This window comes from Algibacter sp. 2305UL17-15 (assembly GCF_040720935.1).
GTDB lineage: Bacteria > Bacteroidota > Bacteroidia > Flavobacteriales > Flavobacteriaceae > Jejuia.
The window spans coordinates 276,907-298,478 of the sequence record NZ_JBFDAE010000002.1 but is presented as its reverse complement, the minus strand read 5'-3'; the positions used below and the strand labels follow the sequence as shown (position 1 = coordinate 298,478).

The 21,572-nt window shown below is 33.8% G+C and carries 20 protein-coding genes; 7 read left to right on the top strand and 13 right to left on the bottom strand.

Going from position 1 to position 21,572, the window contains the following annotated elements:
* Positions 1-158: 158 nt before the first annotated feature.
* The 3 genes from ABXQ82_RS03195 to ABXQ82_RS03185 form a co-directional block, all read right to left on the bottom strand.
* Positions 159-587: a DUF4268 domain-containing protein gene (locus ABXQ82_RS03195; RefSeq protein ID WP_367054739.1), complete on the bottom strand. Its 429-nt coding sequence runs from the start codon at positions 585-587 to the stop codon at positions 159-161.
* A 100-nt stretch (positions 588-687) separates the two neighbouring features.
* Positions 688-1,362 (bottom strand): ZIP family metal transporter, encoded by a 675-nt coding sequence (locus ABXQ82_RS03190; RefSeq protein WP_367054736.1) that lies wholly within the window; start codon positions 1,360-1,362, stop codon positions 688-690.
* A 71-nt stretch (positions 1,363-1,433) separates the two neighbouring features.
* A complete protein-coding gene (locus tag ABXQ82_RS03185; RefSeq protein ID WP_367054733.1) occupies positions 1,434-2,165 on the bottom strand; it encodes a class I SAM-dependent methyltransferase in 732 nt (243 codons plus the stop codon).
* A gap of 323 nt (positions 2,166-2,488) precedes the next feature.
* On the opposite strand from ABXQ82_RS03185, the gene ABXQ82_RS03180 reads away from it, so the two are divergent.
* Complete coding sequence (locus ABXQ82_RS03180) at positions 2,489-3,652, top strand: THUMP domain-containing protein (RefSeq protein WP_367054730.1); 1,164 nt, start codon at positions 2,489-2,491, stop codon at positions 3,650-3,652.
* Between the two features lie 234 nt (positions 3,653-3,886).
* Here ABXQ82_RS03180 and ABXQ82_RS03175 read toward each other — a convergent pair whose 3' ends face one another.
* The 4 genes from ABXQ82_RS03175 to ABXQ82_RS03160 form a co-directional block, all read right to left on the bottom strand.
* On the bottom strand, positions 3,887-4,399 hold the full coding sequence (locus ABXQ82_RS03175; protein WP_367054727.1) for a 3'-5' exonuclease: 513 nt from the start codon (positions 4,397-4,399) through the stop codon (positions 3,887-3,889).
* A gap of 65 nt (positions 4,400-4,464) precedes the next feature.
* Positions 4,465-5,364 carry a DNA adenine methylase gene (locus tag ABXQ82_RS03170; protein ID WP_367054724.1) on the bottom strand — a complete coding sequence of 300 codons (900 nt, stop codon included), beginning with the start codon at positions 5,362-5,364 and terminating at the stop codon, positions 4,465-4,467.
* 2 nt (positions 5,365-5,366) lie between these two features.
* Entirely contained in the window at positions 5,367-6,938 is a 1,572-nt protein-coding gene (locus ABXQ82_RS03165; RefSeq protein WP_367054721.1) for an AAA family ATPase, read from the bottom strand.
* Positions 6,939-6,949: 11 nt separating this feature from the next.
* Positions 6,950-8,515 carry a hypothetical protein gene (locus tag ABXQ82_RS03160; RefSeq protein WP_367054718.1) on the bottom strand — a complete coding sequence of 522 codons (1,566 nt, stop codon included), beginning with the start codon at positions 8,513-8,515 and terminating at the stop codon, positions 6,950-6,952.
* A 190-nt stretch (positions 8,516-8,705) separates the two neighbouring features.
* Between ABXQ82_RS03160 and ABXQ82_RS03155 the strand changes: the two genes are divergently transcribed.
* Together ABXQ82_RS03155 and ABXQ82_RS03150 are read left to right on the top strand one after the other, a co-directional pair.
* Entirely contained in the window at positions 8,706-9,179 is a 474-nt protein-coding gene (locus ABXQ82_RS03155; RefSeq protein ID WP_367054715.1) for an OsmC family protein, read from the top strand.
* Between the two features lie 477 nt (positions 9,180-9,656).
* Positions 9,657-9,956: a GIY-YIG nuclease family protein gene (locus ABXQ82_RS03150; RefSeq protein WP_367054712.1), complete on the top strand. Its 300-nt coding sequence runs from the start codon at positions 9,657-9,659 to the stop codon at positions 9,954-9,956.
* Positions 9,957-10,124: 168 nt separating this feature from the next.
* Here ABXQ82_RS03150 and ABXQ82_RS03145 read toward each other — a convergent pair whose 3' ends face one another.
* The 4 genes from ABXQ82_RS03145 to rlmD all read right to left on the bottom strand — a co-directional run bounded on the left by ABXQ82_RS03145 (position 10,125) and on the right by rlmD (position 14,574).
* Entirely contained in the window at positions 10,125-11,615 is a 1,491-nt protein-coding gene (locus tag ABXQ82_RS03145; protein ID WP_367054709.1) for a hypothetical protein, read from the bottom strand.
* Positions 11,616-11,878: 263 nt separating this feature from the next.
* Entirely contained in the window at positions 11,879-12,628 is a 750-nt protein-coding gene (locus ABXQ82_RS03140; protein WP_367054706.1) for a DUF6048 family protein, read from the bottom strand.
* Positions 12,594-13,133 carry a DUF6452 family protein gene (locus tag ABXQ82_RS03135; RefSeq protein ID WP_367054703.1) on the bottom strand — a complete coding sequence of 180 codons (540 nt, stop codon included), beginning with the start codon at positions 13,131-13,133 and terminating at the stop codon, positions 12,594-12,596. Before ABXQ82_RS03135 ends, ABXQ82_RS03140 begins: the two co-directional genes overlap by 35 nt.
* A gap of 25 nt (positions 13,134-13,158) precedes the next feature.
* Complete coding sequence (rlmD, locus tag ABXQ82_RS03130; RefSeq protein WP_367054700.1) at positions 13,159-14,574, bottom strand: 23S rRNA (uracil(1939)-C(5))-methyltransferase RlmD; 1,416 nt, start codon at positions 14,572-14,574, stop codon at positions 13,159-13,161.
* A 133-nt stretch (positions 14,575-14,707) separates the two neighbouring features.
* Here rlmD and ABXQ82_RS03125 point away from each other — a divergent pair, with 133 nt between their 5' ends.
* The 4 genes from ABXQ82_RS03125 (at position 14,708) to rocD (ending at position 17,509) form a co-directional block, all read left to right on the top strand.
* Positions 14,708-15,187, top strand: a complete 480-nt coding sequence (locus ABXQ82_RS03125) for a hypothetical protein (RefSeq protein WP_367054697.1) — start codon at positions 14,708-14,710, stop codon at positions 15,185-15,187.
* Positions 15,188-15,192: 5 nt separating this feature from the next.
* Positions 15,193-15,732, top strand: a complete 540-nt coding sequence (locus ABXQ82_RS03120) for an RNA polymerase sigma factor (protein WP_367054694.1) — start codon at positions 15,193-15,195, stop codon at positions 15,730-15,732.
* Between the two features lie 4 nt (positions 15,733-15,736).
* On the top strand, positions 15,737-16,123 hold the full coding sequence (locus ABXQ82_RS03115) for a DUF6768 family protein (RefSeq protein WP_367054691.1): 387 nt from the start codon (positions 15,737-15,739) through the stop codon (positions 16,121-16,123).
* 138 nt (positions 16,124-16,261) lie between these two features.
* Entirely contained in the window at positions 16,262-17,509 is a 1,248-nt protein-coding gene (gene rocD / locus ABXQ82_RS03110) for an ornithine--oxo-acid transaminase (protein WP_367054688.1), read from the top strand.
* A gap of 74 nt (positions 17,510-17,583) precedes the next feature.
* On the opposite strand, the gene ABXQ82_RS03105 is transcribed toward rocD, so the two are convergent.
* Positions 17,584-18,837, bottom strand: coding sequence for a tetratricopeptide repeat protein (locus ABXQ82_RS03105; protein ID WP_367054685.1), 1,254 nt, complete (start codon positions 18,835-18,837; stop codon positions 17,584-17,586).
* A gap of 17 nt (positions 18,838-18,854) precedes the next feature.
* The gene (gyrA, locus tag ABXQ82_RS03100; RefSeq protein ID WP_367054682.1) at positions 18,855-21,422 is read right to left on the bottom strand and encodes a DNA gyrase subunit A; all 2,568 of its coding nucleotides are present in this window, start codon (positions 21,420-21,422) and stop codon (positions 18,855-18,857) included.
* Between the last annotated feature and the right edge of the window lie 150 nt (positions 21,423-21,572).

Here is a 21,572-nt window from a genome sequence, read left to right as displayed (position 1 = left end):
TTTAATGTTTTTAAAATGAATTGTCAGTTCGAGTGGGTTTTGCAACTTTAAAATAGAAAAATTGTATCGAGAATATAATTTTTGCTTTTATGTGTTCTCGATACAATTTCGATGTTATCGAAATCACTCGAACTGACACTCAGGAAAAAAAAGAGTATCTACCCCTCAATAATATCCTGATACTCCAAATAGAAAGCCTCAAACAATCCCATCTTTTCATTAAAGAATTCCATAACATCGCGCCATGAATTTTTGTTATGGATTGATACTTTTTGCTCCAAAGGCACGTAAATTCTAGAAATCTCTTTGCCATTTTCTAGAAAAAATTCTTCTTCAAAAATCGCATTAGGTAAATACTCGTCGGTAAGAATGCCTTTTAAAGTCAGAAGTTTTTCCCAATAGTTGATTCGGTGCTCTAAATCATCTTCTAAATCTAAAGCCACCGAAGCTTTTTTAGTATCAAAATGAAATTTAAGACTCAAGCCTTTCAATTTGGTATCGTACAGAATCCACTTTCTAGGAAAAGACTTCCCAAAACTCGTCCAAAATTCTTGTCGCAATATGCGTGATTCTTCTTTGCTAAACATAATAAGCCCCATCTTAATCTTCCCCATAGGGGAAGAAACACTCAAACTCTAATAAAACTCTTTAAACCTAACCGTTTCCTTTCCTTTGGAAAGGCCTTTTTTAAATTAAGTACGCAATCCCAACGCCTAAAATAATTGACACAAACTTAGAAAGGTTAAACTTATGCCCTTCCCCACTTTCAAATAAAATAGTAGTAGAAATATGAAAAAAGATACCAATTACAATGGCATTAATATAATGCGCATAATCGGCAATTATAGTTACGGTATGCGAGATCCAAGTTCCCAAAGGTGTCATAAATGCAAACACAATCAAGAAACTGGCAATTTTCAATGTACTATACTTAGACTGCAATAAAAACATTGTAATTAAAGTCGCAATTGGGATTTTATGTACCAAAACGCCATACACCATATCGTTATGATCGTGAATAGAAAAGCCCTCTAAAAAACTATGAATACACAAACTGATAAATAACAACCACGGAAAAGCTGTCGAATCTTTATGTATGTGTACATGCCCATGTTCTGCACCTTTCGAGAACAACTCTAAAACAATTTGCAGCATAATACCACACATGATAAACAGTCCGGTAAGTTTACTGTCTAAATGACTATAGACTTCGGGCAACAATTCAAAAAGTGTTAATGCCAATAAAAATGCACCACTAAAGGAAAGTAATAATTTGGTATTCCAAGATTTTTGCTTTTTGGTAAAAAATGCTATAACAAAGCCCAGGATAACGGCAAGTACGGGAAACAAAAATTTATTCATTAAAAAACACTACTTAAATTATTTTTAAAATTATGGACAACAGAAAGCATAATTAAATGTCAATTATTGACCTACTTAAAAATCATAATTAAACGTTCTGAAGTTTTAGCATGAAATGGTCGCAATTTATAATCACCAAAAACATCCAACAAATGCACACCAGCGGCATCAAACAACGCTTCAAAGTCTGCTAAAGTAAATGCTTTTACCCGTTCCTCAAAATTATAAACCTCGCCGTTGTCCTCAAAATTAATCTGCTTCACGATATAACCATCTCTCACAAAACGCTTTAAGTGAAACGTAATCCCGTCCACAGTTTTAGAATCCTCAGGCACCAAATTATCGATTACAAACTCGGTATTCATAAAATCAATAACCGCAAAACCAGTAGCGTTCAAATCGTCCTTAATCGCTTTTATGGTGTTCAAATTATCTTCTTCATTATCAAAATACCCAAAACTGGTAAACAAATTAAAAACCGCATCAAATTGTTTTGGATATGGCTTACACATATCATGGACCTCAAATTTTAGGCGATGGTTTTCAAACTGTTTCGCAAAATTAATACTGTTTTCACTTAAATCAATCCCAGTAACATCGTAACCTATTTTGTTTAAATATCGTGAATGCCTGCCCTTTCCGCATGCCAAATCCAGTATGGTTCCACCCTCAGGCAAATTCAAATAATCCGTGAGGTTATCCATAAATTCCTGTGCCTCGGCAGCATCTCTGTCTCTGTATAAAATATGGTAAAATCGGGAATCAAACCACGATGTAAACCATGTTGTAGTATCTTTTATCATGTGTTTTTTTGGGGGTTACCCAGAGGGTCGGGCTTTCCGCTACAAGTCCTCACTCGTACCTCGCTGTGGGCTTTCCACTTCAATCCCTAACCCATTATCTGCTATTGTCCTAATACTCGTTAAGTCATAAAATACTAAATATAAATCGTTTCTTTTTCGCTTACTTTTTGTGAAAAAATATAACCGTAACTAAGGCTATGCTTTTATTTTTTCATTTCAATTAATCAAAAAAATAATTCAATTTATTCATTCAGAATTTCAAAACTCAACTAGTATGATTGCCGCAAAATTACGTTATTTTTGCAACCTATCAGACGAATAAAATGGAAGAAAATTTCAACATGGTTGCCAAAACATTATTTGGCTTTGAAGAATTATTGGCAAACGAGCTCACGCAATTGGGTGCTATGCATGTAAAAACAGGTGTGCGCAACGTAGCGTTTTCGGGCGACAAAGGCTTTATGTACAAATGTAATTTGGCATTGCGTACCGCAGTAAAAATCCTAAAACCCATCCATTCTTTTAACGTCAAAAACGAGCAAGATTTATACGATAACATCTATGCGATGGATTGGTCGCAATATTTGAAGCCCACAGGAACGTTGGCGGTAGATGCGACCATCCATTCCGATTTATTTTCACATTCGCTATATATCGCCCAAAAAACAAAAGATGCCATAGTCGATAAATTTCGAGAAACCGACGGGCAACGCCCCAATGTAGATTTAAAATTCCCAGATCTAAAAATAAACGTACATATCGACAGACGAAAATGTACCATTTCCTTAGATTCCTCTGGAGATTCCCTGCATAAAAGAGGCTATAAAACCGCCACCAACATTGCACCGATAAACGAGGTCTTGGCAGCAGGATTAATAATGCTATCTGGTTGGGACGGACAATCAGATTTTATGGACCCCATGTGTGGTTCTGGTACCATGTTGATAGAAGCAGCAATGATAGCCTGTAACATCCCTCCTAATCTCATGCGAAAAGAATTTGCCTGTGAACGTTGGCAAGATTGGGATGTGGAATTATTCGAAAAAATTGAAGAATCGCTGCTCGGAAAAACAAGGGATTTCCACCATAAAATTACAGGTTACGATAAAGCCCCAAGTGCCGTAGCCAAAGCCATTGAAAACGTAAAAAACGCACAATTAGAAGATTTTATAGATGTTAAACACGAAGATTTCTTTAAAACTCAAAAAGGTGGCGACGAGAAATTACATATGGTTTTTAATCCGCCCTACGGCGAGCGTTTAAATATCGATATGGAAGCCTTTTACGCCAATATTGGCGATACACTTAAACAAAACTACCCAGGAACTGATGCTTGGTTTATTACCTCAAACCTTGATGCTTTAAAACATGTTGGGTTGCGACCTTCGCGGAAAATACATTTGTTTAATGCGAAGTTGGAATCACGCTTGATTAAGTATGTGATGTATGAAGGGAGCAAAAAGGGGAAGTATATGAATAAGGATTAAATTCCTGTGAAAGCAGGAATCTTTTAAATTTAACCGTCATTACGAGGGAAGTATGACCGAAGTAATCTGTTGAATATTTAGACCATTTGTTGAAAAGATTGCTTCACTCCGTTCGCAATGACGGATGTTATTAATAAGACGTCATTACGAAGGAAGTATGACTGAAGTAATCTGTTGAATATTTAGACCATTTGTTGTTTGAGATTGCTTCACTCCGTTCGCAATGACGATAAGTTAAAACAAAGGCAACCGCTCATACTGCGCAATTAAAAACAATTTGCCACAAGCACGTGCATCAGACAACGCATCATGATGTTTTAAAGCAATATCATGCACTTTACAACAGGCATCCAATTTTGCCGGTTTATAGCCTTTTTTACGATAAATTTTAAGTGTACACTCCCAACGCTCTTGCATGATTAGATCGGACTGGGGAATGTTATAATCTTTCATCGTTTTTAGTAAAACGCCTCTATCAAAAGACTCATTATGTGCCACGGTAAGGATTCCAGAAATACGTTTTTTAATCTCAGGATACACGCCTTTAAAATTTGGTGCAAACCGAGTATCGTCTTCTGTGATACCATGTACTTGTGTGTTGTGCCAATTATAAGCGTTGTTTGGTGGTTGTATTAACGCATGAAACTCGTCCACAATAATACCATCTTTAAACGTTACAATCCCAACAGAGCAAATGTGGTGTCCTTTTGCGGTCTCGAAGTCTATGGCGGCGAAGGTGTTTGACATGGGTTGGGTTTTGGGCTTTGAGGGTGTGAAGTTATGGGTTTGTGTTTGAAGTAGAATTTGAAAGACTATCTGTAAACTATATTTTTGTTACTCCTTGTTTTTTTTAATTTAAAATTTACCGGATTCCAATCTTCAATTTCTGGTTGTTGTATATTATTACTAAAAAACAATATCTCCTTTCCTTCTCGAATCTCATAAGCTGTATGTTTAAAAGAGAATTCCTTTTTTGAACATTCAGAATATAATTTTTGAATTTCGGGCACATTATCATAGGAAACTATCCATTTTATATTTTCAATAGCTTTAATTTTATCACTTACCTTTTTATGATTTTTATCTTCATAATGATTTAAATATAATGTGCTTGCCTTTAAATAATAAGGAGGATCAAAATAAAAAACAACATTTTCATTTTCAGCTTCATTTTGAATTTTATCAATTAACTTAATTGCATCTTTTTTATAAAGCCTAATGTTTTTTTTGTGTTTAGCTATTTTTTTTATCCTTTCTATGAGATCTTTTTTATTAAATCGACAGTCCATAAGATAATTACCGTTTTGATTTATTCCCCCCATAACTCCTGCATTGATAATACCTGAACGATTTGTTCTATTTAGGTAAAAAGTTGAGAATCCTAACTCTAATAAATCAGCAGACTTTTTATTATTTTGAACTTCTTTTTGATTTTTCCATTCTGTAACAGATAACTCTGCATTTTCAATTAATGCACAAAATTGATTTGTTTTATTTAAAACTGAATGCCAAAAAGCATATATCGACCTGTCTTTATCATTAATAGTTATTCTATTTACAAAACCTTCAATTAAAAGAAACAAAGCTACAGAAGCACCTCCCGAATAAGGTTCAACATAATGCCCATTAATATTATTATCAATACACATTTTAGCTATAAAAGCTGACAATTTATTCTTTCCTCCTGGATATCTTAATGGTGAATAAAACATATTTAATTGTCTTGTTTTTTTATAAAATTTTCATGTAATGCTTCAAAATTTCCAATAAATTCATCAACTAATTCTTTGTTGTCTTTTTTCCAATAGTTTAAAACTTTATAAGCGTTTCTTCCCCACAATTTTAAATGAATATTGAACCACTTTTTAGCAATTACTCTATCCTTTTGAATTTCTTCATCTGAAAAGTCTTTAAAACAATATTGATGGTCAAAAGTTTCATCTATACTCTCCCATAATAAATGATTATCATTTAAAGAATTTAAGAAAGATGATATTAATTGTTCGGGCGACTTTTTAGATGGTAATAATAGAATATTTTTTAATCGGACAACTTTATTATACTGTTTTTTTTCAGTTTTAACATCTCCGTCTAAAATAATCATCGAATTAGGAAAATGAAAAGAAGGCACTTTAGCAGAAGAAAGCTGTATTAAATTTCCACATCCAAGAGAAATATTTATAAAATTTAAATATTTAGTCTTTTTTGTTCCTAATAAAGATTTAGCAAATATAGCGCCTTCTTTATCTTCGGTATAGGTATCTATTTTCTTTAAAACGGCATTCCCTGTGATTGTTTTGTTAAAATGATTTTTAATAAAAGAATAATTCACATTATTTTTTATTTGAATTTTACCATCTTTTTTAATCAAAAACATAAGTTTTATGTTTTCTTTTCGATTGGCATCTTCTTTAAGTTTAGCAACTTCTTTTAAAATTGTAAGTGAGTGGGTTGTGAAAATAATTTGAATATTAAATTTTGAAGCAAATCTTGAAAGAACTTCTAATAATTTGATTTGAGAACCAGGATAAAATGTTGTTCCAATTTCATCAATAGCCAATATCCCTCCTTTATAATCATCTTTATATTTATCTTGCAATCTTTTAAAAGATAATATTGATAATAATATTTTACTTAAATTATCTTGACCTGCAGAGTTTGTTTTCCAATCATAATAATTGGTATTCACTCCAATTGTTTGTTTATGAGAACTTGAAAGAAAATTTGAACTTATAATATTGTCACTCTCTCTTGTTAATAATAATATCTTGCTATGCCATTTTTTAAAGAAGTTTAATTCATCTTCTGATAAAACAATGTTATTGTCTTCTTTAATCCCCTTATCCTCTGATATAGGAAATAATCGTTTCAAACTTAAGTATATTACAGGGAGTTGAATATATCCTGATCCTTTAGATTTACTACCTTTTTTCCAAAAACGGATTGTTCCTTTAGATTTCTCCCTGTGGATACTCTCAACTGTATATGGTTGCTCATCTTGATTATTAAAAAATAAAGTCCATTCATGCTCACCAGCATTATCAAACTCTTCTGATAGTTTAAATTTATCAGAATATGCAGATTTATAAGAACCTCCTGATAAAGGTTTTTCTCCTATCATTGGGTTATCACTACCAGTTATAGAAAAAGGTTGGCTTAACATCCCTAAAATAGTAGTTTTTTGGGTGCCATTTTGACCAGAGATAACCGTTAAATGTTTACCCATTTCAAATTCTACATTCTCAAAGCCTCTAAATTTTTTTATTGATATTTTATCTATCTTCAAACCTGTAAAAATTATTCTTCTTGTTTCATATTATTACTTAATATCTCAAAAAGAGGTTCTAAGTGAGTCCAAGCACGTTTGTTATGAGACAAATCTACAATAGTTTCTAAATTGTGTACTGCCAAATCTAAACCATTTTTAACATTGTCTATATAAAACTTTAAATTTTTAAGTTGATTAGTATCTAAATGATTTTCAAGTTCGTTATTTTTAACATAATCTAGCATAATTTTCAAAGACGCATTTGAATAATCTTTTTTACCATTAAACTTTAAAATACTCATAATCGAAGTAGTCTCTATTTCGTCTTGAACTTGATATTTTCCATTTATATAATTGATTAAAGTTTCTACTTTCTTTAATCCATTCTTTTCGTTTTCTATATTTGTTTTTAATGATAAATCTGCAAGTAGCTCGTTTTGCTTTAAATAAAAGTATAAAGATTGCTCAAGGTATGTTCTAAGAAGTAAAGAAAAAGAGTAAATTTTATCAATCGGAAGATGCTTTAATTCAAAAAATAAAGTATCCAATTTTTCATTATCAAAAATGATTTCTTTTTCTCTAGAAATTATAACATTTTGATAATACCTTTTTTTGGAACGTTTTTTTCTTCTGGTTGTTGTATTCTTTTTCTGGTCTTCAAGATTTATTTTCTTCGTTGTAGATTTACTTTCTGTAACAGATTTTTCTTTAGCAATATTAAAATTAAAATTAGGGTTCTCTTTTAGATTTTCTACAAAAAGTTTTTTATCATCATCTTTATTGAAATCTCTTGAAAACCTTTCTGAGTCAATAAGAGTTTTAAATACTTCAAGTAATCTTTTTTCAAATTCTTCTCTTGGTAAACTAATTATTAGTTCTCCATTTTCATTATCGAATTCAATGCCTATTAATTTTCTTGCATCTTCATAACTATAAAACCTTTCAAGGTTTGTAAACTCAAAATCTCCAATATCAATTTTAATTCCTTCCTCTTTTTCAAGAACTTCTTGTCCTTCAAGAAATAAATTATACGCTTTTAAAGGTTTTAAAATCTTAGACCTACTTTCATTAAGGACATCACAAATATCCTCTATAACTAAACCGTCTTCGTAATACATTTCAGCTACAAATGCATATTGATTTCCTGTTTTCCATTTTTGTAGCGTAGCTCCATTATGCCTTTCATATATAATTGGGTTTGCAAGAAGCCTATTAGGAGCAATATAACATCTAAGCTTTTTGTCAACAGGAAAATTATTTTTTAAGATATTTTGTAATAAAGTGTTTGCTTTAGCATTTGAAAGGTACTTTTTTGGGTCTTGTAACAATTTTAATGATGCTGTTCTTCTATTCCCTTCTAGGACAATTTTCTTATTGTTTTCAATGCATATTATTGGCTCTTCTCCAACAAAATATCCTTCTTCAGAAATTTTTTTTGATAATTCATAAACTTTTTCATTTTCTATAAGAAACTTCATGATTTGAGTTTGATTAAGAGGTACTCCTCTATATTTTATTCTTGGATTATTTAAATCAAGATTTAATGAACTCAATGTGTATTCAAATGTTTCCCATGATGAATAGTCTATATACATACTAATTTAATTATTGGTTTTATCTAATTTAATAATCTTATAAATTTAAAAATACTATAGTATTTTCAAATTTCATTCTCAACAAAGTTAGAATTTTCTCACTAAATAAACAATAAGTACTTATACATACTTATAAACAATTTTTTTAAATAATTCAACCCATTCCATACCTTTATCAAAAAGTAAACCCATGCCCTTCAACCACATCTTCAAAGCCAAAGTAAACTGGCAATTAGGCACTAAAGAAACCACACAAAACCCAAAAGGTTTTAGTAGAAACCATGTGGTTAATATAGCCAATAAAAAAACACCTTTAGAAGTATCGGCTGCAAAACCGTTTAAAGGCGACGCCACACTTTACAATCCAGAAGACTTGTTGTTATCTGCTTTGGCATCTTGCCATATGATGTCTTATTTATACGTTTGTGCGCAACATAACATCGCAGTTTTAAACTATGAAGATAACGCCGAAGCTATTTTAGAAGTGGAATCTTCGGGTAGCGGTCGTTTTAAAAAAGTTACTTTAAACCCGGTAGTGACTATAAAAGATGCTTCTCAAATAGAACTTGCTAAAACGCTGCATATCAAAGCTAATTGCTTATGTTTTATTGCTAATTCTTGTAATTTTCCTGTGGAGCATCATGCTGAAATTAGAGTTTTTTAACTAAAAGTAATATATGTGTCATTACGGGGAGGTACGACGAAGTAACCTGTTGAGTTTTTGGGCTATTTGTTGTTTGAGGTTGCTTCACTCCGTTCGCAATGACGCATATTCATTAAAATGTAGAAAGTCAAACTCTAGACGTCATTACGAGGAGGTTACGACGAAGTAATCTGTTGAATATTTAGACCATTTGTTGGTAAAGATTGCTTCACCTCGTTCGCAATGACGGATGTTATTAATAAGACGTCATTACGAAGGAAGTATGACTGAAGTAATCTGTTGAATATTTAGACCATTTGTTGGTAAAGATTGCTTCACTTCGTTCGCAATGACGCCTGTTATTAACATTTAGAAATTTAAAAAAACAGACGTCATTACGAAGGAAGTTATGACTGAAGTAATCTCATTCTTAAAAAAGACTAATCCTAGATTACTGGACTTCGTTCGTAATGACGGATTGAATTATTATATTTACCCATGGATAAATCTCACGTTTACTTTATGACCAATAAGAACAATACTGTTATTTATATTGGCGTTACTTCCAATTTATTGAAACGTGTTTACCAACATAAAACAAAAGCTTTTAAGGGGTTTACGGCTAAATATAATTGTGATAAATTGGTTTACTTTGAAGATTTCTCAGATATTAATGATGCTATTGGTAGAGAAAAACAATTAAAAGCTGGAAACAGAAAACGGAAAGAAGATTTAATTAATAAGGACAATCCAGATTGGAATGATTTATCTGATGGCTGGTTGTTTTATTTTGATTAGGTTTTTGCTGTTTGTTGGTAAAGATTGCTTCACTCCGTTCGCAATGACGGATGTTGATTAGAATGCAGAAAATTAAACCCCAGACGTCATTACGAAGGAAGTATGACTGAAGTAATCTCATTCTTAAAAAAGACTTATCCTAGATTGCTTCACTCCGTTCGCAATGACTTAAAACCGAGAAGTAAACGTCTTAAACTCCCACTTACTCTTCCCCTCATTCAGCGTAGCGCAAAGAATTTTATTCCCATCTGTCCTCACATTTACCAAACCATACACAATACCATCCACTACTTTTAAACGGCTCATGGTTCTAACTTTGTCTGCTGGATTTAAGGCTCCTGAAGTCGTCCGTTTATACCGAATATTGGTTTTGGATTCATCATCTAAAACCACATCAATCTTGCCATTTGGGGTGTTATAATTTTTAGAATTTACTTGGTAGGGATCGCCCATACGTAAACTTCTGGAAATTTCGGTACTGTAAATCAATGGTGTTACCATTTCGTCATTCACAATTTTTTTAAAGCCTGTTGCGCCCGAAGCTGCCACAATATTTGGTCTAGGGTGTGCATGGGTTTCATCATCACCAGAAGAAATAACGGTAACCGCAGCGTTTACGTATTGCAAAAATTCATAGGAACAATCGTCACTTCCATGATGGCAGGCTTTTACAACGTCGGCAGCCAACTCAATCAGGTTTCCTTGCATAGATTCTATAATATGTCGCTGACTTTTCTTGTTTAAATCGCCTGTTAATAGAATCCGACATCTCCCATAATCCAATCGTAATAAAATAGAATTGCCGTTGGTGTTTTTACTGTACGAACCTAAATCTTTTAAGGTTGCTTTTCCGTTTATGGTCGTTTCAATAGGCCCTAATACTTTAATGGATGTGTCCTTATCTTCTTCAAAACCTTTCAAATATTTAAAATCCTTTTTGGGGTTATAGGACAAACGTTTTACTTTGGCATCAGAATCGGCAATACACTTCAAAAAACTTGCCCATTCGCCTTGAAGTTTTAAATCTGCATTTTGTCTTAGTCCGTTTTTAACTGAAGTTTTTCCTGTTAATAAATCGTGTAACGCACCATTTTCTTCTTTTCCTATAAAACGGGATTTTTCGGCACTTTTCCACCAAGATACACCTGCGTGATAAAAAGTTTCAACATTGGTTTTTGTCGTGTCCAATTCCTTTTTTTCGTGTTCTTCTGGGTTTAACAAATCCCATAAACCACCATAATGGTCCGCATCACAATGTGAAGAAATCATGGCATCCAACTCAATGGTATTCATTTTATATTCCTTTTTAAACTTCCAATCCACAAAATCGGCAGCACTTTTACCGTGCGGCTGTTTAGAGCGTTTGTAACCACCGTCTATTAGAATATGTTTGCGTTCTGGCGTGACAATTAAAACACCATCGCCCTGACCGACATCAATAAAATAGAGTTCCAGTAATGGCGTATCTCCTAAATCTTCAGCTTTTATGTACACATTTCTTGCCCAACGGATATTGACTTTATAGCGTCCGTTTTTTGGGGTATTAGAAACCAATTCTGCACCATCGCCCCAAAGGGCTTCTAAAAGTACTTTGTTGCCATTGCTGTTGGTGTAAACTTTTGCTGTTTCTGATTTGATGTATTTTGTTGTAGCTGCCATAACTGAAGAATTTAGTTATAGCAAGTTATTGATTATGTTATTCTTAACCAATACGTGTTAGTACTTAATTTTCAGGATAAAAGTCAATAAAATATATGGTGTCTCCTTGAGCTCAGTGGAAAGGTCTTTGAAATCGATTTTTTTGGGGTTTCGACTGCGCTCAACCTGACATTAAAACATAAATTACTAATTTACAGAAATGGTATTTATTTCTAATTCGAAATCAGGTTAAGATTAAAATAAATATACGTGTAGAACTGAGTTTATTTAATAGGCGCAATCACCTTATCTTTCTTATAAAGCGGAATTCTATAACTTATGGTATAGCCATAGCCCACACCAATACGCGTACTATCATAGGTTTTATTAAACCCAGGAATGTAAATATTTTCGAAGTTGTCTGGTTCGGTTTCCGTTAGTTTTACTTTAAGTTGGGCATTTAACCCCATGTAAAGGTTATTGAATAGCTCTACCTTCATACCTATAATAAGTTCCATCCAAATGGCATTTAAGCCATTTTTTTCAATATTTTCAGCTACCAAATTTTGCGGTGCCCAGTATTGATTGGTGCTATACACACTATACTCATTAATGGTGTGGCTAAATGTGCTTGCAGCAGCTCTAGCTCCAAAATAGACCATGTTATCCATATCTAACCAATTCTGGTACATGTTATAATCTATCCCTGCTTTGAAGTAACTTCCTTTGGTGGTAGTATTTAAAAAGTCGGTCACTAGAATGCGTTCTTCATTTCCAATTTCTCCAGCGATGTATAGTTTCTTGGTCAAACGATAATCTGCCACCAATTCCAATCCTGTATAATCATCGTCTAAAAACGACCGAATTAATTTCCCAGCATCTATACCAAAACGCAATCCGTATTTCAGTTTGATAACGGTAGAATCGTTTTCCACTTTAGGAATAGTATCGTTTTGCGCCTGAACTGAACCAGCGCACACCAAAACCAATAGCCCTATACTAATGAAATAATTTAAAATGTGCTTCTGTTTCATTTTCTACTATTTGGTTGTCGTTTTCTGCTTGTATCAATTGTATCCAGTTGTCGCCGTCGTTTTCAATGGAAATACCTACATTACTAAAAATTGTTCTGTAACCACATGCTCTGGATACAAATACGTCTTCCTTAATGTAAGTTATTGTGATGATGTCTTCATTCCCTGTCGCAAAATCATCATCAGGATCATTTGGAGTTCCATTATCATCTATAGCATAATTTTGATGTAATTTAAATTTGGTTTCATTAGCATCAGTTCGCAAAGGCAATATTAAAGAATTGGTTGTAACTACATTATAGCCTTCTAAAACGTCATCATTATCTACGCCTTGTATTCTTAATCCGAATACATTTTTACTATCATCTGGAATAGCGACATCAAATATTCCCATGACCAATTTTGCGGTGGTCTGTGTAGTTTCCGGACATAAATCGTCGCGTTCGCAACTCAGGTAAATACCTCCGATGACAAAAACTACGATTGCTATTTTTATATATTTCATTTTATCTTTTTAACGGATAAATAGTTTAACGCTTTTCTAATAATACCACATTTTCCACATGAAATGTCTGTGGAAACATATCTACAGATTGCACTTTTGTTACTTTATACATGTCGTCCAGCAATGCTAAATCTCTAGCTTGTGTTGCGCTATTGCAACTTACATACACTATTTTTTCGGCAGCAATACTCAACAATTGTGCTACAACATCCTTGTGCATGCCGTCTCTTGGTGGATCGGTAATGACAACATCTGGCTGCCCGTTTGCCGCAATAAAATCGTCGTTAAACACCTGCTTCATATCGCCAACAAAGAATTCAACGTTGTGAATGTTATTTAATTGTGCATTTTCCTTTGCTGCAATAATCGCATCAGGAACAGATTCTACACCAACAACTTTCTTTGCTTTTTTTGCCACAAACTGCGCTATGGTGCCTGTACCTGTATATAAATCATACACTAACTCGTCCCCTTTTAAACCTGCAAAATCCCTGGTTATTTTATAGAGTTCGTAAGCTTGTTCAGAATTGGTTTGATAGAACGACTTTGCATTTATCTTGAATTTCAAACCTTCCATATCTTCAAATATGTGGTCTTGTCCTTTATAACAAATCACATCTTGATCGTAAATGGTATCGTTTGCTTTTCCGTTGATAACGTATTGTAATGATGTGATTTCTGGAAATGAATCGGCAATAAAATTCAGCAATAATTCACGTTTTTCAATGTCTTCCTTAAAAAACTGAATCATAATCATGATATCTCCAGTACTGGACGTTCTAATCATCATGGTACGTAAAAAACCTGTTTGGTTTCTGGTATTGAAAAACTCCAAATTATTTTCAACAGCAAACTGCTTTACGGCATTTCTTACGGCGTTTGAAGGATCTGCCTGAAGGTGGCACTTATCAATATCTAAAATCTTGTCCCACATGCCGGGGATATGAAAACCTAGTGCGTTTCTATCGCCTAAATCTTCATCAGATTGAATTTCCTCCTGCGTTAACCAACGGCTATCACTAAATGAAAATTCCATTTTATTTCTGTAGAAATATTGGTTTTTAGACCCTAAAATCGGCGTCACTTCCGGTAATTCTATATGTCCTATTCGTGTTAAATTATTAACAACTTCCTTCTGTTTATAGAACAATTGATGCTCGTAGCCCATGTCCTGCCATTTACAACCACCGCAAGTTCCAAAATAGTCACAAACAGGTTCAACACGTTTATCAGAACGCTTATGGAAGTTGGTTGCCTTACCTTCATAATAGGCTCTCCGTTTTTTAAATGTCTGCACATCTACAACATCGCCGGGTACGGCGTTCGATAGAAAAACCACTTTTCCATCTGGGGCTTTAGCAATTGTTTTTCCCTTTGCACCAGCGTCAACTACTTCTAATTGTTCAAAAACTATTTTTTTTGTGTTTTTCCTTCTTGCCATGCTGCAAAAATAACAATAGCCAGAAATAAAATACTTGTTATTTAAATTATCTTTAAGAGATTTTCGCTTTCAATTAAAATAAATTTAGAAAAAAATGAACCTTTTTAATCATTCACAGTCTTTAGAGTAAGATATGAAGGTTACAAACATACACAAACGCAAGGTCAAACAACCAAAACATAAGGTTTCGGCACTATTAAAAACACTATCTACCAAGGAGGATAAAATTTGGCCAATTGCATATTGGCCAGCGATTCGGTTTGATAATGGATTAAAAGTTGGCTCAAAAGGAGGACATGGTATAATTCGTTATTATATTGAAGATCATAAATTGGGCGAATACATTGTGTTTCGATTTTTAAGTCCGAAAGGGTTTAACGGGATTCATAAATTTGAAATTATGCAGATTGATAAAGAGAACACCGAAATACAGCATAGTATTATAATGAACACCGAAGGAATGGCAGCATTACAATGGATTTTCATGATAAAATGGTTGCATGATGCTTTAATTGAAAATGCATTTGATAGGATTGAAAACAATTTTTCAGAAGATAAAGTATTTACAACATGGAATATTTGGGTGCGTATTTGGCGCTACATACTGAAATAAAATAAGTGAAAAACGACACATCAGATAGCGATTTAGTTCTAGAGTTTCAATCTGGAAACAAAAAGGCATTGAACCAACTTGTCAAAAAATGGCATAAGCGATTTTGTGAAAAGGCATATTGGATAGTTAAGGATGCAGATGTTGCCAAAGATATTGCACAAGATTCTTGGAATGACATCATTAAAAAAATTGATACTTTAAAGAATCCTAAAAGCTTTGGAAGTTGGGCGCTACGGATTGTCTGTAATAATGCATTCGACTGGATTAATAAAAATAAAAGAGTACAAAAGCATAAAGAACAGATAAAATACGAGCGAAAAAACATTGAAGTAGAAACAGAAGTAGATGATACTAATCATTTCAAAATTAAACTCTTAAATGTGTTTAAACTATTGCCAGAACATCAACAAATTGTAATCAGACTTTTTTATACCGAAGATTATTCACTTAAAGAAATAAGCGACATTTTAAACATCTCTATAGGAACAACAAAATCGAGATTGTTTCATGCAAGGGAAAAATTAAAGCAACTTTTAAAACAATAGAATTATGAAAAATAATATGGAAGATATCGACAAATTAATTAAGGAAACGCTCTCTGAAGAGGAAGCAAAATTTTATGACACCTTGGATGAACAAAACGTACTCGAAATGGTTTGGGGCTTGTTTAAAGGAAAAAATAAATGGATCATGTATATGATGAATCTCATGACATTAATTTTCTTTGGGCTTTTTATTTATTGCTTGATAATGTTTTTTAAAGCTGAAATAACTTTTGACATGCTAAAATGGGGACTTGGAAGTATTGTTTTTCTAATTGGAGTAAGCATGTTGAAAATTTTTGCTTGGATGCAAATGGATAAAAATGCGATTATGAGAGAGTTAAAACGATTGGAATTACAGGTTTCTTCTTTAAGTAGCAGATTATCTGAATAATTTTTCCAAACGACTAATATTTAGTAAATTGCACCCCTATCCGGGGATGATTTCTCTCCCACGCTGCTTTTTTGAATTCTTCGAAAAAATAAAGGTACAGAAGGAATTGCATATTTTTAATATTTAATTTTTTTTAAAATGGCAATTTTAGAACAAAAATCAACATCTCAACAAGTAATTGAGTTAGAAAACAAGTATGGCGCCCATAATTATCACCCACTTCCCGTTGTAATAAGTCGCGGAAAAGGTGTGTATGTGTGGGATGCTGAAGGCAAAAAATATTATGACTTTTTATCTGCATATTCAGCAGTAAACCAAGGGCATTGTCATCCAAAAATCGTCAATGCCATGGTGGAACAGGCAAAAACCTTGACACTCACCTCCAGAGCATTTTATAACGACATATTGGGCAAGTATGAAAAATTTGCTTGTGAGCTTTTTGGATTTGATAAATTATTACCCATGAATACTGGTGCAGAAGCTGTAGAAACCGCATTGAAAATTGCACGGAAATGGGGGTATGAAGTTAAAGGCATTGCTAAAAATGAAGCCGAAATAGTGGTTTGTGAAAATAATTTTCACGGACGCACAACCACAATCATCTCGTTTTCAAATGATCCTGTGGCACGTGAAAATTTCGGCCCTTATACCAAAGGATTTATAAAAATTGCATATGATAATTTAGAAGTGTTGGAAAACGCCTTAAAAAACAATCCAAATATTGCAGCATTTTTAGTAGAACCAATTCAAGGGGAAGCCGGTGTATATGTTCCAAGTGAAGGCTATTTACACAAGGCTAAAGCCCTTTGTGAAGCCTACAACGTTTTATTTATAGCGGATGAAGTTCAAACAGGTATTGCACGCACAGGAAAACTTTTGGCAGTTGACCATGAGAATGTAAAACCAGATGTTTTAATTTTAGGTAAAGCTATTAGTGGCGGTGTTTATCCTGTTTCTGCAGTTTTAGCAGATGATAATGTTATGAACGTTATCAAACCTGGTAACCATGGGAGTACTTTTGGAGGAAATCCTGTGGCGGCTGTAGTTGCGATTGCTGCTTTGGAAGTTGTACAGGAAGAACAGCTTGCTAAAAACTCTGAGAATTTAGGACAATTATTTAGAAGTGAATTAAACAAATACATCGAAACCAGTACTATCGTGAAACTGGTTCGCGGTAAAGGCTTGTTAAATGCTATTGTTATAAATGATGATGAAAGGAGTGGTACAGCTTGGAATATCTGTTTAGCTTTACGGGACAATGGTCTTTTAGCAAAACCTACCCACGGAAATATTATTCGTTTTGCACCACCTTTGGTAATGACGAAAGAACAATTAATGGATTGTATTTCAATAATCACAAAGACTTTAAAGCAGTTTGAAATATAAAATTTATTCAAAGATTTAAGCATAAAAAAATCCAGAGCACGACTCTGGATTTTTTTTCTATAATTTATTTTCAATTAGTTTCCAGCACCTTCTCCTTCAACTTTTGCTTTCATTGCTTTATACTTATCAGTTTCTCCAAGAACGCTATAAATATTCATTAAAGTAGCTGCTGCACTATTATTATCAGGGTCTATTTTTAAAGCTTTCTCTAGATATGGTATGGCTTCTCTATATAGGCCTTGGCGTTTCTCACGCAATTCATCATATCGTTTGTCATCAGCTTTAGAACTACCCAAACCATTCATTTCTTCAATAATACTTGCTTCTTTTCCTAAAATAAGAGCAGCACTATTAATATATGCATTGATATATTCTGGATCTAATTCAATTGCTTTTTTATAATATGCCATAGCCTTGTCAGGGTTGTCAGACTCTGCAGAAATCACTCCTAAATTATATTGCAATTCAGCATTTTCAGGATCTTTTTGAGTGGCAATTTTCAAAAGCTCTTGAAACTTTGCAGTATCTCCCATTTTATAATAAATATTCGCTTCAGAAAGTATTAAATTAACATCTTCTGGATCCTCAGCTCTTGCATCTTTAATGGCTTGTATTGCTTTATCGTTATCTCCAGTTGAAATATAAATAAGTGCAACATTTTTAACTATCTCACCTCTTTTAGACTCTGATTTTTCTGAAGTAGGATTTTTATGTGATTTTGCGTTTATAGCCGCTTTACGCAATGCTTCGCTAGGAAAACTTTCTTTTTCATTAGTTTTTGTATTGACCGCAAAAAGCTGCTCTTCAATACCTGTATATTTCAAATCCTTCAGTTTTTCGTACAAACTTAAAGCACGATCGTAATCTGGAACATTTACCGCAGTAGCAGCCGCATAATAAAGATACACGGTGTCTTGCTTTCTTAAGCTGTAAACTTTTTCAAAATAATCTGAAGCAGGACCGTATTTTTTAGCCTCATAAGCTTTATTCCCTTTTTCCAGCAGCTTGGTTACCATATCATTTTTCAATTGGTTGACCTCTACTTTATAGCTATCTTCAGCTTTACCTAGAAATTCCAATGCTTTATCAATATCAGCATTATTTGCTGCTCCATTGGCATATAAAGCAACACCTTTAAGGTAATTGTACTTGTCCATTAATTTACCATCTAGAGAGCCCAACATTGGTTCTACAGTAGCAAGTGCCGTTTTTGCCTCAGCAAAATTATTATTCTTAATTGCTTTTTCCACAGCTTTCAGTTCTTTCTTTTGGGCAAAAGAAAATGCACAAAGAGAAATAGCCAAAGCTAAAATAATCTGTTTTTTCATTTTAATTTAAATTTGTGTTAAACGTTATCGTTGTTTTCATTATCAGAATCATCAAGAGTTGTGCCATCTTCCGAAATATCCGGGTTTTCAGCTCCTTCAACGCCTTCAGTACCGTCTATACCTTCAATCTCTGCAACTTCATCTTCATCATGCATCGTTTTCGCAACAGCAGCTATAGAATCGTTTCCTTTTAGGTTAATTAACTTAACCCCCTGGGTGGCTCGTCCCATAACTCGTAAATCCTTAACCGCCATTCTAATAGCAATTCCAGATTTATTAATTATCATTAAATCATCATCATCGGTTACATTCTTAATCGACACTAAGTTACCAGTTTTTTCTGTAATAGAAATAGTTTTTACACCTTTTCCTCCACGATTGGTAATTCTGTAATCTTCTAGTTTAGAACGTTTACCATATCCATTCTCTGAAACCACGAGTACATTGCTTTCCATATCATCAACGGCAATCATACCTATAACTTCATCGGTTTTTTCATCTTGTAAACGAATCCCTCTAACCCCGGAAGCACCACGCCCCATTGGTCTCGTTTTAGCTTCTTCAAAACGAATGGCTTTACCAGACTTCAACGCTAACATAACTTGACTTTCGCCCGTAGTCAACTTGGCCTCTAATAAAACATCATCTTCCTTAATTGTAATGGCATTAATACCATTGGTTCTAGGTCTAGAATATTGTTCAAGCGACGTCTTTTTAACCTGACCTTTTTTAGTCGCCATGATAACATAATGACTATTAATGTACTCCTCATCTTTTAAATCTTGAGTACAAATGAAAGCCATCACTTTATCATCTTGCTCAATATTGATCAAGTTTTGGATGGCGCGACCTTTTGAGGTTTTACTGCCTTCTGGAATTTCGTAAACACGCATCCAGAAACATTTCCCTTTTTGAGTGAAGAACAACATGTATTGGTGGTTTGTGCCCACAAATAAATGTTCTAAGAAATCTTCGTTTCTCGTGGTTGATGCTTTTTGACCAACGCCTCCTCTATTTTGTGTTTTATATTCAGTTAAAGAAGTGCGCTTAATATAACCTGCATGAGAAATAGTAATCACTACTTTTTCGTTAGGAATCATATCTTCAATACTCAAATCGCCACCGGCATATTCGATAACCGAACGACGCTCATCGCCATATTTATCCCTTACAACTTCCAATTCTTCTTTAATGATAGCCATTCTACGATCTTTTTTCTCTAAAATATCCTTAAGATCGATGATGGTTTTCATTATTTCATCATACTCAGAACGTAATTTATCTTGCTCTAAACCTGTTAACTGACGCAAACGCATCTCAACAATGGCTTTCGCTTGAATTTCAGAAAGTTTAAAACGTTCAATCAAATTGTTTCTGGCTTCATCTGCATTTGATGATGCCCTGATAATTTTTATAACTTCATCTATATGATCTGAAGCAATGATTAAACCTTCTAAAATATGGGCTCTTTCTTCCGCTTTGCGTAATTCGTAAGTTGTTCTTCTAACTACAACTTCATGCCTATGCTCAACAAAATAATGTATGAGCTCTTTTAAGTTCAACAACTGCGGACGGCCATTAACCAGCGCAATGTTATTCACACTAAATGAGGATTGTAACGCTGTGTATTTGTATAATTTGTTTAATACGATATTTGGAATAGCATCACGCTTTAAAACGTAAACTATACGCATTCCGTTTCTATCAGATTCATCACGAATCAACGAAATACCATCCATTTTTTTATCGTTTACCAAGTCTGCAGTTTTCTTTATCATATCTGCTTTATTCACTTGGTAAGGAATCTCATCTACGATGATACACTCACGTCCGTTTACCTCTTCAATATTGGCTTTGGCGCGCATTACAATCCGTCCGCGACCTGTATGAAAAGCTTCCTTCACACCATCGTAACCGTAAATAGTTCCGCCAGTTGGAAAATCGGGTGCTTTAACATGCGTAATTAGCTCATCTATTTCTATATCGTTATTTTCAATATAAGCAATAGTGCCATTAACAACTTCAGTTAAATTGTGTGGCGGCATATTGGTCGCCATACCTACCGCAATACCAGAAGCACCATTTACTAAAAGCCCTGGGATACGCGTTGGCAAAACAGTTGGCTCTTGTAATGTATCATCAAAATTTAATTTATGATCTACGGTTTCCTTATCGATATCCGCAAGCATATCCTCAGATATTTTACGCATTCTAGCCTCTGTATAACGCATTGCAGCAGGACTATCGCCATCAATTGAACCAAAGTTACCTTGTCCGTCAACTAACATGTAGCGCAAACTCCACTCTTGTGCCATACGCACCATTGCATCGTAAACCGAAGTATCCCCATGTGGATGATACTTACCCAAAACCTCTCCTACAATTCTTGCAGATTTTTTATGTGCTGAATTTGCCCGAACACCCAGCTCGTGCATACCGTAAAGTACACGTCTGTGAACAGGTTTTAAACCATCTCTTACATCTGGTAGCGCACGTGACACAATGACCGACATTGAATAATCAATGTACGCAGATTTCATTTCATCCTCAATGTTAATAGGTATCAGTTTTTCTCCTTCTGCCATATAAATTTAATTTAGTTTTTATCAAAATTTCAAAACAGGCTAATATACGAATTCCCTCAATGAGAATAGGCGATTTCAGTTCCGTTTTTGGTACTTTTTATTAACAATTTACCCCCCTTTTTTAGTTAATAACTCTAATGGGATAAACTT

What these genes read in the sequence shown, in the direction of transcription:
- ABXQ82_RS03190 (WP_367054736.1), bottom strand. Translation starts at nt 1,362, where the DNA reads ATGAATAAATTTTTGTTTCCCGTACTTGCCGTTATCCTGGGCTTTGTT.
- ABXQ82_RS03145 (WP_367054709.1), bottom strand. Translation starts at nt 11,615, where the DNA reads ATGGCAGCTACAACAAAATACATCAAATCAGAAACAGCAAAAGTTTAC.
- ABXQ82_RS03175 (WP_367054727.1), bottom strand. Translation starts at nt 4,399, where the DNA reads ATGTCAAACACCTTCGCCGCCATAGACTTCGAGACCGCAAAAGGACAC.
- ABXQ82_RS03105 (WP_367054685.1), bottom strand. Translation starts at nt 18,837, where the DNA reads ATGAAAAAACAGATTATTTTAGCTTTGGCTATTTCTCTTTGTGCATTT.
- ABXQ82_RS03185 (WP_367054733.1), bottom strand. Translation starts at nt 2,165, where the DNA reads ATGATAAAAGATACTACAACATGGTTTACATCGTGGTTTGATTCCCGA.
- ABXQ82_RS03115 (WP_367054691.1), top strand. Translation starts at nt 15,737, where the DNA reads ATGAAAAATAATATGGAAGATATCGACAAATTAATTAAGGAAACGCTC.
- ABXQ82_RS03195 (WP_367054739.1), bottom strand. Translation starts at nt 587, where the DNA reads ATGTTTAGCAAAGAAGAATCACGCATATTGCGACAAGAATTTTGGACG.
- ABXQ82_RS03155 (WP_367054715.1), top strand. Translation starts at nt 8,706, where the DNA reads ATGCCCTTCAACCACATCTTCAAAGCCAAAGTAAACTGGCAATTAGGC.
- ABXQ82_RS03170 (WP_367054724.1), bottom strand. Translation starts at nt 5,364, where the DNA reads ATGTTTTATTCACCATTAAGATATCCAGGAGGAAAGAATAAATTGTCA.
- ABXQ82_RS03140 (WP_367054706.1), bottom strand. Translation starts at nt 12,628, where the DNA reads ATGAAACAGAAGCACATTTTAAATTATTTCATTAGTATAGGGCTATTG.
- gyrA (WP_367054682.1), bottom strand. Translation starts at nt 21,422, where the DNA reads ATGGCAGAAGGAGAAAAACTGATACCTATTAACATTGAGGATGAAATG.
- ABXQ82_RS03150 (WP_367054712.1), top strand. Translation starts at nt 9,657, where the DNA reads ATGGATAAATCTCACGTTTACTTTATGACCAATAAGAACAATACTGTT.
- rlmD (WP_367054700.1), bottom strand. Translation starts at nt 14,574, where the DNA reads ATGGCAAGAAGGAAAAACACAAAAAAAATAGTTTTTGAACAATTAGAA.
- ABXQ82_RS03180 (WP_367054730.1), top strand. Translation starts at nt 2,489, where the DNA reads ATGGAAGAAAATTTCAACATGGTTGCCAAAACATTATTTGGCTTTGAA.
- rocD (WP_367054688.1), top strand. Translation starts at nt 16,262, where the DNA reads ATGGCAATTTTAGAACAAAAATCAACATCTCAACAAGTAATTGAGTTA.
- ABXQ82_RS03160 (WP_367054718.1), bottom strand. Translation starts at nt 8,515, where the DNA reads ATGTATATAGACTATTCATCATGGGAAACATTTGAATACACATTGAGT.
- ABXQ82_RS03135 (WP_367054703.1), bottom strand. Translation starts at nt 13,133, where the DNA reads ATGAAATATATAAAAATAGCAATCGTAGTTTTTGTCATCGGAGGTATT.
- ABXQ82_RS03125 (WP_367054697.1), top strand. Translation starts at nt 14,708, where the DNA reads ATGAAGGTTACAAACATACACAAACGCAAGGTCAAACAACCAAAACAT.